Origin of the sequence: Burkholderia catarinensis, from assembly GCF_001883705.2 — a bacterium.
GTDB classification, from domain to species: domain Bacteria; phylum Pseudomonadota; class Gammaproteobacteria; order Burkholderiales; family Burkholderiaceae; genus Burkholderia; species Burkholderia catarinensis.
The window spans coordinates 281,414-293,134 of sequence record NZ_MDEQ02000005.1 but is presented as its reverse complement, the minus strand read 5'-3'; the positions used below and the strand labels follow the sequence as shown (position 1 = coordinate 293,134).

Below are 11,721 nucleotides of genomic sequence, written 5' to 3'. Positions count from 1 at the left end.
GCCGGTGTGTCGATGTTATTGGCCGATCTTGTGGCTGACCGCATTTTCCTGCTGGTTCAGCACGTGCTTTTCGCTCTTCGTGATGTGGCTGTGATCCTGCGCAGCCATGTCCCGCTCTTCCTGGCGGATCTTGCGGTCGTCACGGTGCAGGCGCGCGGCCTGTGCGTGCGACATCTCGCCCTCCTTCACTTCGTGATGGATGCGGCGATTCTGGTTTGCGAGGCGCTGGTTGACCTCTTCGCGGCGCGGATGCGCCTGTTGCCACTGCGTGTCGGCGAACGCGGTGCCGGTCAGCACCGACATCAGGGTGGCGGCAATCGCGAAATGGCGGGTAAGGGCTCGCATGGTGTTTTCTCCTGTCGTTGCGCGTCCGGATCGTGGGCGCTTGTCCAAAAAACGCGGAGAGGGCACCGGCTGTTGACGTTTCTGCCTGTATCGATTGCAAGTCTTTATTACTTCTGCGGGTTGCGGCGCGGGCGCCGGCGGGCGCGGCGCGAGGCCTGCCCGCAACAGGTGCGGATCAATGCGCGCCGGCCGCCGCCGCATTGGCATCGCCGCCGCCCGAGCGCGACGGCTTCGTGATCCAGATGAGCGGAATGATCGCGATGAAGATGATCGCCGACACGTAGAAGATGTCGTTCAACCCCATCACGGCCGCCTGCGAATCGACCGACGCATTGAAGAACGCGAGCGCCGAATCGGGGCTCAGGTGCAGCAGCGAGCGCGTCGTGTCGACCTGCTGCGCGAAGATCGGGTTGGTGACGCTCGCCTGTTCGGTGAGCCGCACGTGATGCAGGATCGTGCGGTCGTTCCATGCATTGCTGATCAGCGACGTGCCCACCGCGCCGCAGAACGTGCGGCCGAAGTTCGACAGGCCGGCGGCGGCCGGGATCTTTTCCGGCGGCAGCCCGGACAGGATGATCGACGTCAGCGGCACGAAGAACATCGCCATCGGAATGCCCTGCAGCAGCGTCGGCAGCACGAGATCCCAGCGCGACACGTCGGTATAGAACGTCGTGCGCATCATGAACACGACCGCGAAGCCGACGAACGCGAGCGTCGCGATATAGCGCGGATCGGTGCGCGGCAGCAGGCGCCCCATGACCGGCGTGAGCAGGACCGCAAACAGCCCGAGCGGTGCAGTGGCGAGCCCCGAATCGACCGCGCGGTAGCCGAGATAGCCCTGCATCCACTGCGGCAGCAGCACGAGCGTGCCGAAGAACATCCCGTACGCGACCGAGATCGCGATCGTGCCGCCCGCAAAATTGCGCTGCGTGAAGAGCCGCAGGTCGACGATCGGATTGGCCTCGTGCAGCTCCCACACGAGGAAGAACGCGAAGCCGATCAGCGCGACGATGCCCAGCGCGACGACGACGGGCGAGTTGAACCAGTCGAGATCCTTGCCCTTGTCGAGCATGATCTGCAGCGACGCGACCCACAGCACGAGCAGCAGCAGGCCGATCGTGTCGATCGGCGTGCGGCGCGTGGCCGATTCGCGGTCGCGGAACACGATCCACGTGACCGCCGCCGCGAAAAAGCCGACCGGAATGTTGATGTAGAAGATCCACGACCAGTTGTAGTCGTAGGTGATCCAGCCGCCGAGCGACGGCCCCGCGATCGGGCCGACGAGCGCCGTCATCGACCACAGCGCCAGCGCGCTCGACGATTTCTGCCGCGGCCACGCACCGAGCAGCAGCGCCTGCGACAGCGGCGCGAGCGGCCCCGCGACGGCGCCCTGCAGGATCCGCGCGGCGAGCAGCGTCGGCAGGTTCGGCGCGATTCCGCACAGCCACGACGCGAACACGAACAGCAGGATCGACGTGACGAACAGGCGCACCTGGCCGAAGCGCTGCGTGAGCCAGCCCGTCAGCGGAATCGACACCGCGTTCGCGGCCGCGAAGATCGTGATCACCCACGTGCCTTCGTCGACCGACACGCCGAGGTCGCCCGAGATCGTCGGAATGGCGACGTTCGCGATCGACGAGTCGAGCACGTTCATGAACATCGCGAGCGATACCGCGATCGTGCCGATTGCGAGCCGGCCGCCCGACAGCGGGCCCGGGGATGACGGAGAGGACATGATGTTCCTGCGTGATGGAGGATGACCGGGCGGCGTGCGCGTTGACGGCCGCGCACGCGCGCGCGACGCCTGCGCGGGCGGGCCGCGAAACGGACGGATGCGCACCGCGCGCGGGCGGCCCGGCAAGCGGGGCCGTCCGCGCGCAGCGTGCGGTTCAATCGTTCAATCGGATCGGCGAAGCCGTGGCGGGCTTCGCGAGGCGGGATATCGCCGGTCAGGAAGGCGCGACGCGCGTGACGCGCCGGCGGGCAGCGGGCACGTGGCTGCCGTAGCGGGTGGGGTCGTTTTGCATTGACACAGGCTAACGATGCGGCGGACGCCGATCAACGCTCGCGCGCTCATTAATTCCTTTCGCGCGCCGCAATAATGCGGCCGGCGCGTGCCGGTTACCGGTCGCGCGGTGCCGGTTACGGCACGGTCCGCCACGGGGTGAAGACCTCCGTCAGGAACTCGACGAATGCGCGCACCTTGCTGTCGAGCGTGGCGCGCCGCGGGTAGAGCACATGAAGCTCGACGTCGTCGGTGCGGTGCCAGTCGGGCAGCACGATCTCGAGTTCGTTCTTCTCGAGCCGCCGCGCGGTGTAATGCGTGGAAATCAGCGCGATGCCGCCGCCGCTCGCGGCCTGGCGCAGCACCGTGATCGATTCGTTCGAGATCAGCACCGGCCGGACCGCCACGTCGGCCACTTCGCCGGCCGCGTTGGTGAGCCGCAGCGTCAGGCCGGGCGTGTCGCGGCCGACGAACAGGATGTCGTGATCGGCGAGATCCTGCGGCGTTTGCGGCCGGCCGGCGCGGTCGAGATAGTGCGGGCTGGCCGCGAGCTTCGCGTGCGACCAGCCGAGCGAACGCGCGACATAGCCGGAATCGGTCAGCACGCCCACGCGCAGCGCGACGTCGAAGCCGTGCTCGACGAGGTCGAGCGCGCTGTTGTCGTAGATCAGCACGAGCTGGACCCGCGGGTAGCGCCGGTGAAACTCGGCGAGCGCCGGCTCCAGTTCGAACAGGCCGATCGAGTAGGGCACCAGCACGCGCAGCGTCCCTTCGGGCTCCGTGCGCAGCGCGCGGGCCTGGCGGTCCGCGTCGAGCAGGATCTCCTCGGCGCGCAGGCAGCGCTCGTAATAGTCGCGCCCGGCTTCGGTGACGGACACGCGGCGCGTGGTGCGGTACAGCAGCTGGACGCCGAGATCGTCCTCGAGCTGCTTGACCTTGCGGCTCACGCGGCTGAGCGGCATGTCGAGTTGCGTGGCGGCGGAGGTGAAGCTGCCGCGTTCCACCACGCGCAAGAATATCCGGATGCTCTCGAAGTCCATACGGGTCGTTTCAGGGTTCGATGTGTGCGCATCTTACCGTCGCGCGCAGGTTCGTTGCGTGTCGCGCCGATTATCCCGCCCGGTGCAATAACGCATCCCGCCGGTGCCCCGTAGCGGCGGCCGGTGCGCGATCGTAAGCTCGCCGGATGAAATTCGCCTTCCCCCGCCTGCCGCCGCTCGCGGCTATCGGAACCGCGCTGCGCGACGCACGCCCGACGCTGCCGGCCGGTGCGGTCGCGTTCGCGCTGCGCAATACGGCCGCGTCGTTGCTCGCGCTTTATATTGCGTTCCGGATGAACCTCGACGATCCGAAATGGGCCGCGTCGACCGTGTGGATCGTCGCGCAGGGCAGCCGCGGGATGGGGCTGTCGAAGAGCCAATACCGGATTCTCGGCACCGCGATCGGCGCGGCCGTCGCGCTCGCGCTGACCGGCGCGTTCGCGCAGACGCCCGGGCTGTTCCTGCCGGCGCTCGCGGCGTGGATCGGCCTGTGCGCGGGCGTCGCGACGTTCCAGCGGAATTTCCGCGCGTATGCGGCGGTGCTCGCGGGCTACACGGCGGCGATCATCGCGATGGACGCGGTGTCTGCGCCGCTGCACGCGTTCGACATCGCGATCGCACGGTTCCTGTACGTCGTGGTCGGCATTCTGTGCGGCGCGGCGTTCGAAACGGTGTTCGCGCCGGGCTCGCCGCTCGAGGACGTCCGCACGCGGCTCGCGCGCTTTCTCGAACGCGCGGCCGGCGTCGGCGCGGCGGCATTGCGCCGCGAGCCGAACGCCGCGGCGGTCCATCGGCTGTTCGCGGACGCGCTCGAACTCGACACCGCCGCCGAATATGCGGCGGCCGGCGCGCCGCCGGTGCGCAACGCGATCGGCCATCTGCGCGCCGCGGCGCTCAGCGTGCTGTCCGCGCAGGCCGCGGGGCAGGCGATCCGCGAGCATGCCGCGCGCAGCGGCGACGCGCCGGATCCGCTGGTCGACGATGCCGCGCGCGTGCTCGACGGCGTGGCCGCAACGGGCGAAGCCGGGCCCGCGCTGGCGGCGCTGCGGGCCCGCGTGGACGACGCGCTGCGCGCCGCGGCTGCCGAACCGTCCGGCCCGGACACGTCGCGCCTGCTCACGCTCGACCGGTTGGCGGCGCTGCTCGCCGGGGTCGACCGTGCGTTCGCGAGCAAGACGCTGATCGACTTGCCGAACCCGCCGGCGTCGCGCGTGCGCTACGCGTTCCACCAGGATGCGGTGCTCGCGTGGCACAACGGCATCCGCGCGTTCATCGCGGTGCTGGCCGCATCGGCGATCTGGATTTTCAGCGCGTGGCCGTCGGGGGGCGGGTTCGTCGCGATCACGGCCGTGGTCTGCGCGTTGTTCTCGACCCGCCCGAATTCGGCACGGGCCGTCATCGGCTTCCTCAAGGGCGCGGCCTGCGCGGCGGTCGCGGGCGTCGTGTGCAACTTCATCCTGCTGCCGGCGGTATCGGGCTTCGAGATGCTGGCCTACATCCTGGGCGTGTTCCTGATCGGCACCGGCATCGCGATGCGTCATCCGCGCACCGCCGCGATGGGCAGCGCGTTCTCGATCTTTTTCTGGAATTTCACGTCGCCGGACAATACGGCGCGCATCGGCGACGCGTCGTTCCTCAATGCCGCGCTCTCCACGCTGCTCGGGATCGCGTTCGGCGCGCTGGTGTTCGCGCTCGTGTTTCCCGGCGACCCGGGCACGAGCCGGCGGCGCCTGCATCGCGCGGTGCGCCGCGACCTCGCCGGCATCGCGCACGACCCGCGCGCGTGGCCGGCGAGCGCGTGGCTGAGCCGCACGGCCGACCGCCTCGGGCGCGAGCTCGGCTTCGCCGGGAGCCTGCCGCAGACGCTCATCGAACGCGACATGCGCGACCTGCTGGCGATCTGGGCGATCGGCGACAGCCTGCTGGCGCTCGTCGCGCTGGCGGTGCGCGAGCCGGCGGCGCGCCGCCCGGCTGCCGTGGTGCGGGGGCGGATCGGGCGGGCGGATTTCGTCGGGCTCGAACGGACCTGCGATAGGGCGGCGCGCGTGCTGCGGCGGCGCGTGACCGATCCCGACAGCGACGACGGGCACGCGCTGCTGCGCGGCGTCGTGCTGTTGCGGACGATCGCGGATGCGCTCGCCGGGCACGGCCGTTTTCTGACCGGCCGCGGGGATTGAGCCGTGCGCGGCGGGCGGCGCGTCAGGTGAGCCGATAGGCCGGCCCCGGCGTGACTTCCGCCGGCAACGGCTCGCGGTTCAGTTCGAGCAGCGTGCGCTCGATCTGCCGCGTCATCGCATCGAGCGCGAGATGGTTCGGCCCGTCGCCGAACGGTTCGGCGATCGCATGTGCGATCGCGTCGAGCGCGATCAGCGTATAGGCGACGAACACGGTGACGAACGGCGTCGCCGCGCCGATCGAGTCGACGAGGCCGAACGGCAGCAGCACGCAGTATGCATAGATGGTCCGGTGCAGCAGCACGTCGTATGAAAACGGGATCGGCGTCGACACGATGCGCTCGCAGCCGCTCACCATCGCGACGAGTTCGTCGAGGCGCGCGTCGAGCATCCACAGGCGCGTGTCGGCGAGGCGGCCCGCATCGGCGCGCGCGGCGAACGCTTCGCGCAGCGCGTGCACGATCGCGACCGGGCGAAACCGGGCAGCGCAGACGCGCGCATAGGCGGCGCCGTCGAGCAGCCCGCGCAGGTCCGCGGCCGGATCGGTACCGCGCAGTTGGTGCTTGAGCGCATGGACGTACGCGACGACCGTGCGCACGAACGCGCGGCGCGATGCGTCGTCGCGGTCGACCGCGCCGTAGCAGAGCGCCTGCGATACCAGCGTGCGCGTGGCGGTCAGCACGCCGCCCCACAGCTGTCGGCCCTCGCGGTAGCGGTCGTAGCTCGCGTTGTTGCGAAACCCCGCGAAGATCGCGAGCGTGAGCCCGATCAGCGTGAACGGCGTCGGGTTCAGCGGCACCTTCTCGCCGAGCACGCGGCCGCCGCCCCATACCGCGACGAGGCTGATCGCGAGCGTCAGCACGAGCTGCGGCAGGATGGTCGGCAGCACCGAGCCGTTCCAGACGAGCAGCATCCGCAGCCAGTGCTCGCGCGGACGAACGATCATCGTCGTGCTCCGTCAGGCGGCGAGCGAGGCCGGCGCGGCCGCGCGATGCAGCAGCACGGGCACCGACTTCGACGTGGGCGTGTTGCACACGTCGCCGACGCTGTCGAGCGGCACGAGCGGGTTGGTTTCCGGGTAGTACGCGCCGATGCAGCCGCGCGGGATGTCGTATTCGACGAGCAGGAAGCCGTTCGCGCGCCGCTCGATGCCGTCGTGCCACACGGTTTCCATGTCGACCCATTCGCCGGCCCGCAGGCCGAGCATCGCGAGATCGTCGCGGTTGACGAACACCACGCGGCGCTGGCCGAACACGCCGCGATAGCGATCGTCGAGCCCGTAGACGGTCGTGTTGTACTGGTCGTGCGAGCGCGTCGTCATCAGCGTCATCAGCCGTTCGCCGTGCAGCGCGCGGGCGCGCTGGATCGGCGTGTCGGTCGGCAGCGCGTGCGCGATGAAGTTGGCCCTGGCCGTCGGCGTGAGCCATTCGCGCTCGCGCGACGCGACACGCAGGTGGAAGCCGCCCGGCCGAGCGATGCGCGTGTTGTAGTCGTAGAAGCCGTCGAGGGTCGCCTCGATCGCGTCGCGGATCTTCGCGTAGTCGTCCCGGTACGCGAGCCAGTCGATCTTGCCGCTGCCGAACAGCGCATGGCCCATCTGCGCGACGATCGCGGGCTCCGACATCAGGTTCGGCGACGCCGGCTTGTTCATCCCGTACGACACGTGAACCATGCTCATCGAATCCTCGACCGTCACGCCTTGCGCGACATTGTCCTGCAGGTCGATCTCGGTGCGGCCGAGCGTCGGCAGGATCAGCGCGTCGCGGCCGTGGATCAGGTGGCTGCGGTTCAGTTTCGTCGTGATGTGCACGGAGAGGTCGCAGCGGCGCATGCCTTCCCACGTGCGCGGCGTGTCGGGCGTCGCCATCGCGAAGTTGCCGCCGAGGCCGATCAGCACCTTCACGCGGCCTTCGAGCATCCCCTCGATCGTCTCGACGACGTCGTAGCCGTGGTGGCGCGGCGGCTCGAAATCGAACACGTGGCCGAGCCGGTCGAGGAACGCCTGCGACGGCTTTTCCTCGATGCCGACCGTGCGGTTGCCCTGCACGTTCGAATGGCCGCGCACGGGGCACAGGCCGGCACCGGGGCGGCCGATGTTGCCGCGCATCAGCATCAGGTTCGTCAGCATCTGCACGGTCGCGACCGAATGCTTGTGCTGCGTGATGCCCATGCCCCACGTCGCGATCACGCGCTCGCTGCGCGCATAGAGCTGCGCGAGACTGTCGATCTGCTCGTACGGCACGCCGCTTTCGGCCGTCAGCGCCGACCAGCTTTCGTTGCGCAGGTCGTCGGCGAACGCGTCGAAGCCGGCCGTGTGCTCGCCGATGAACGCGGTGTCGACCACACGCGGCGCACCGGCGGCGCGTGCGGCGTCGTCGAGTTCGAGCACGCGCTTGGCCATGCCCTTGATCAGCGCGAAATCGCCGCCGATCGTCGGCTGGATGAACGTCGATGCGATCTTCGTGCCCGACATCGTCAGCATCTCGAGCGGGCTTTGCGGATCGGCGAAGCGTTCGAGGCCGCGTTCCTTCAGCGGGTTGATCGACACGATCGTCGCGCCGCGCTTCGCACACTCGCGCAGCTCGCCCATCATCCGCGGGTGGTTGGTCGCCGGGTTCTGGCCGAAGATCAGCAGCGTGTCCGCGTGCTCGAAATCGTCGAGCGTGACGGTGCCCTTGCCGACGCCGACCGAGGCCGGCAGCCCGCGGCTCGTCGCCTCGTGGCACATGTTCGAGCAGTCGGGGAAGTTGTTCGTGCCGTACCGCCGCACGAGCAACTGGTACAGGAAAGCCGCTTCGTTGCTCGCGCGGCCGGACGTGTAGAACGCGGCCTGGTTCGGGTCGGGCAGCGCGCGCAGGTGGCGCGCGATCAGCGCGAACGCGTCGTCCCACGCGATCGGCACGTAACGGTCGGTCTGCGCGTCGTACGTCATCGGGTCGGTGAGCCGGCCGTGCTGTTCGAGTTCGAAGTCCGACTGTTCGAGCAGTTCGGTGACCGTGTGCGCGGCGAAGAATTCGGGCGTCACGCGCTTGCTCGTCGCTTCGGCGGCCACCGCCTTCACGCCGTTCTCGCAGAATTCGAACGTCGATGCGTGCTGGCGGTCGGGCCACGCGCAGCCGGGGCAGTCGAAGCCGTCCGGCTGGTTCTGGCGCAGCAGCGTGCGGTAGTTGCCGCCGGCGACCTTTTCCTTGATCAGGTTGATCGTGACGGCTTTCAGCGCGCCCCAGCCGGCGGCCGGGTGGGTGTACGGTTCGATGCGCGCGGTGGCGGATTTCTTTTTCATGATGCAGCGGGTGTCGGGGCGATGCGTGCAGAGTACGCGGGGCGCCCGCCGGGCTGTGTGTACACCTGTTCACTTCAAAAAAGAGTACAGTTGCGGCCATTCATACCGTGCGGATCGCAACTGTGTTGCTGAAGGGAATTTGAAAGGGAGGCGCGTGAAGCGTTACGAACAACTGGCCGACGATCTCCAGGCGCAGATCGAGCGTGGCGTGTACCGGCCCGGCGAGCGGATTCCGTCGGTGCGGCAGGCGAGCCGGCAGCAGCAGCTCAGCGTCACGACCGTGCTGCGCGCGTACCTCGTGCTGGAAAGCCGCGGCCTGATCGAAAGCCGGCCGCAGTCGGGCTATTTCGTGCGGGCGCGCGCGGTGGCGCCGGCCGAGGCCGAGCTGCACATGTCGGCGCCGGCCGCCGAGCCGTCGGCGGTGGACGTGAGCCGGCTCGTGCTGTCGACGCTGCGCTCGATCGCGCGCGACGACGCCGTGCCGCTCGGCTCGCCGTATCCCGATGCTTCGCAGTTCCCGGTGCAGCGCCTCGCGCGCTATGCGCAGGCGATCGGCCGCCGCCGCACGCGCTGGGGCGTGATCGACGATTTGCCGCCCGGCAACCAGGAGCTGATGCGCCAGATCGCGCGGCGTTACGCGGAGCGCGGGATCGCGGTCGAGCCGGGCGAGATCGTGATGACGATCGGCGCGACCGAGGCGATCAACCTGTGCCTACAGGCGGTCGCGCGGCCGGGCGACACGATCGCCGTCGAATCGCCGACGTTCTACGCGATGCTGCACGCGATCGAGCGGATGGGCATGCGCGCGCTGGAAGTCGCGACCCACCCGGGCGACGGCATCGATCTCGACGCGCTCGAACGGATCCTCGAGCGCGAGCGCATCGCCGCGTGCATGGTGATGCCGAATTTCCAGAATCCGCTCGGCTTCCAGATGCCCGACGCGCGCAAGCGTGCGCTCGTCGAGTTGCTGGCGAAGCACGGCGTGCCGGCGATCGAGAACGATGTCTATCACGAGCTGCACTTCGGCGACACGACGCCGAGCGCGCTGAAGTCGTTCGACCGCGACGGGCTCGTGCTGCATTGCGCATCGTTCACGAAGAGCCTGTCGCCGCGCTACCGGATCGGCTGGGCGATGCCGGGCCGCTACCGCGACCAGGTCGAGAAGCTGAAATTCCTGAACACGCTCGCGACGCCCGCGATCGAGCAGCTCGCGATCGCCGAGTACCTGAAACACGACGGCTACGACTTCCACCTGCGGCGCATGCGCAAGCAGTACGCGCAGCAGGCGAGCCTGATGAGCGCGATGGTGCGGCGCTTCTTTCCCGAGGGCACGCGGCTGTCGCAGCCGCAGGGCGGCTATGTGCTGTGGGTCGAACTGCCGCCGCAGGTCGATGCGATGAAGCTGTATGCGCTTGCGCTCGCGCAGCGGATCACGGTCGGGCCCGGGCACATGTTCTCGGCCGGCACCGATTACCGGCATTTCATCCGGCTCAACTACAGCTATCCGTGGTCGCGGCAGATCGAGGAAGCGCTGAAGGTGCTGGGGCGGCTCGCGTCGGAGTGCGCGGCGCGGTGAGCGCCGCTGTATCGAGCGGCAAGTGGCGGCCGTCGGCCGGCCGCCGTGTTGTGCATCAACCCGCGCGCGGCGCCTGCAGCCCGGCTTGCGCGGCGCCGGCCATCTGCCGCATGTCGAAGCCCGACGGGTGCTGGTACACGCGCAGCCCGAACTCCGGCAGCACCGCGATCAGGTGGTCGAACAGGTCGGCCTGGATGGTTTCGTAGTCGACCCACGTCGTCGTGTCGGTGAAGCAGTACAGTTCGAGCGGAATGCCTTCGGCCGTGAGCGGCAGTTGCCGCGCCATGCAGGTCATGTCGCGGCGGATGCGCGGATGGCCCTTCAGGTAGTTCGCGACATACGCGCGGAACGTGCCGAGATTCGTCAGCTGGCGGCGGTTCGCCGGGCAGTCGCCGGCCGCGCCGAGCGTGCCGTTCCATTGCTCGATCGCATCGACCTTGTCCTCGAGATAATCCTTCAGCAGCGTCAGGCGTTCGAGCCGATCGATCTCGTCGTCGGCGAGAAAGCGCACGCTCGTCGCGTCGACGAACAGCGCGCGCTTGATGCGGCGGCCGCCCGCTTCGGTCATCCCGCGCCAGTTCTGGTAGCTCTCGGTGATCAGTTTCCAGGTCGGCACCGTGATGATCGTGTGATCGAAGTTCGCGACCTTGACGGTGTTCAGCGTGATGTCGATGACCGTGCCGTCCGCGCCGGCCGACGGCATCGTGATCCAGTCGCCGATCCGCAGCATGTCGTTCGACGACAGCTGCACGCCGGCGACGAGGCCGAGCAGCGTGTCCTTGAAGATCAGCATCAGTACCGCGGACATCGCGCCGATGCCGGACAGCAGCAGGCCGATCTGCTTGCCGGTCGCATCGCCGATCACGACGAGCGCGGCCGTGATGAACATCACGAGCTTGACGAGCTGCATCGCGCCTTTCAGCGACAGGCGCGGCTGGTCGCGCTGGTGCGTGCGGTGCGCGTGTTCGAGCGCGGACAGCGTCGCGCTGATGGTCATCGTCACGAGGAACACGATCAGCGCGAACAGCACCTTGTCGGCGGCCTGCACGGCCGTGTCCGGCATGCCGGGCACCGCGCCGAGCCCGAGCTTGATCACGACGAACGGGACGATCCGGTTCAGCCACTTGAATGCGCCGAACTCGAACAGCGCGTCGTCGACGCGCGTGGCGGAAAGCCGCGCGAGCCGCGCCACGACGCGAAACAGCAGGAAATGAACTAGGGCGGTGATCGCGCCGGCGGCGGCGAGCAGGACGAGGATGCCGACGAGCGGCGCAAACCAGGATTCGTTCAGGGTCATA

At 68.8% G+C, this 11,721-nt stretch carries 8 protein-coding genes; 2 read left to right on the top strand and 6 right to left on the bottom strand.

The window, feature by feature from the left end; genetic code table 11:
- Positions 1–15 precede the first annotated feature (15 nt).
- The 3 genes from BFF94_RS10465 to BFF94_RS10455 all read right to left on the bottom strand — a co-directional run bounded on the left by BFF94_RS10465 (position 16) and on the right by BFF94_RS10455 (position 3,390).
- Positions 16–345, bottom strand: a complete 330-nt coding sequence (locus tag BFF94_RS10465; RefSeq protein ID WP_128846830.1) for a hypothetical protein — start codon at positions 343–345, stop codon at positions 16–18.
- Positions 346–520: 175 nt separating this feature from the next.
- Positions 521–2,080 carry a DHA2 family efflux MFS transporter permease subunit gene (locus tag BFF94_RS10460; protein WP_128846833.1) on the bottom strand — a complete coding sequence of 520 codons (1,560 nt, stop codon included), beginning with the start codon at positions 2,078–2,080 and terminating at the stop codon, positions 521–523.
- A 407-nt stretch (positions 2,081–2,487) separates the two neighbouring features.
- Positions 2,488–3,390, bottom strand: a complete 903-nt coding sequence (locus BFF94_RS10455) for a LysR family transcriptional regulator (RefSeq protein ID WP_128846836.1) — start codon at positions 3,388–3,390, stop codon at positions 2,488–2,490.
- 146 nt (positions 3,391–3,536) lie between these two features.
- Between BFF94_RS10455 and BFF94_RS10450 the strand changes: the two genes are divergently transcribed.
- A complete protein-coding gene (locus BFF94_RS10450; protein WP_219139293.1) occupies positions 3,537–5,567 on the top strand; it encodes an FUSC family protein in 2,031 nt (676 codons plus the stop codon).
- Between the two features lie 22 nt (positions 5,568–5,589).
- Here BFF94_RS10450 and BFF94_RS10445 read toward each other — a convergent pair whose 3' ends face one another.
- Together BFF94_RS10445 and BFF94_RS10440 are read right to left on the bottom strand one after the other, a co-directional pair.
- Positions 5,590–6,510, bottom strand: a complete 921-nt coding sequence (locus tag BFF94_RS10445) for a bestrophin family protein (protein ID WP_128843939.1) — start codon at positions 6,508–6,510, stop codon at positions 5,590–5,592.
- Positions 6,511–6,522: 12 nt separating this feature from the next.
- A complete protein-coding gene (locus BFF94_RS10440) occupies positions 6,523–8,847 on the bottom strand; it encodes an FdhF/YdeP family oxidoreductase (protein ID WP_128843938.1) in 2,325 nt (774 codons plus the stop codon).
- Between the two features lie 154 nt (positions 8,848–9,001).
- Here BFF94_RS10440 and BFF94_RS10435 point away from each other — a divergent pair, with 154 nt between their 5' ends.
- On the top strand, positions 9,002–10,423 hold the full coding sequence (locus tag BFF94_RS10435; protein ID WP_219139292.1) for an aminotransferase-like domain-containing protein: 1,422 nt from the start codon (positions 9,002–9,004) through the stop codon (positions 10,421–10,423).
- 55 nt (positions 10,424–10,478) lie between these two features.
- Here BFF94_RS10435 and BFF94_RS10430 read toward each other — a convergent pair whose 3' ends face one another.
- The gene (locus BFF94_RS10430) at positions 10,479–11,720 is read right to left on the bottom strand and encodes a mechanosensitive ion channel family protein (protein ID WP_128843937.1); all 1,242 of its coding nucleotides are present in this window, start codon (positions 11,718–11,720) and stop codon (positions 10,479–10,481) included.
- Position 11,721 lies beyond the last annotated feature (1 nt).

Excerpts from the sequence above, each read along its gene's own strand:
- BFF94_RS10465 (WP_128846830.1), bottom strand. The coding sequence starts at position 345 with ATGCGAGCCCTTACCCGCCATTTCGCGATTGCCGCCACCCTGATGTCG.
- BFF94_RS10460 (WP_128846833.1), bottom strand. The coding sequence starts at position 2,080 with ATGTCCTCTCCGTCATCCCCGGGCCCGCTGTCGGGCGGCCGGCTCGCA.
- BFF94_RS10455 (WP_128846836.1), bottom strand. The coding sequence starts at position 3,390 with ATGGACTTCGAGAGCATCCGGATATTCTTGCGCGTGGTGGAACGCGGC.
- BFF94_RS10450 (WP_219139293.1), top strand. The coding sequence starts at position 3,537 with ATGAAATTCGCCTTCCCCCGCCTGCCGCCGCTCGCGGCTATCGGAACC.
- BFF94_RS10445 (WP_128843939.1), bottom strand. The coding sequence starts at position 6,510 with ATGATCGTTCGTCCGCGCGAGCACTGGCTGCGGATGCTGCTCGTCTGG.
- BFF94_RS10440 (WP_128843938.1), bottom strand. The coding sequence starts at position 8,847 with ATGAAAAAGAAATCCGCCACCGCGCGCATCGAACCGTACACCCACCCG.
- BFF94_RS10430 (WP_128843937.1), bottom strand. The coding sequence starts at position 11,720 with ATGACCCTGAACGAATCCTGGTTTGCGCCGCTCGTCGGCATCCTCGTC.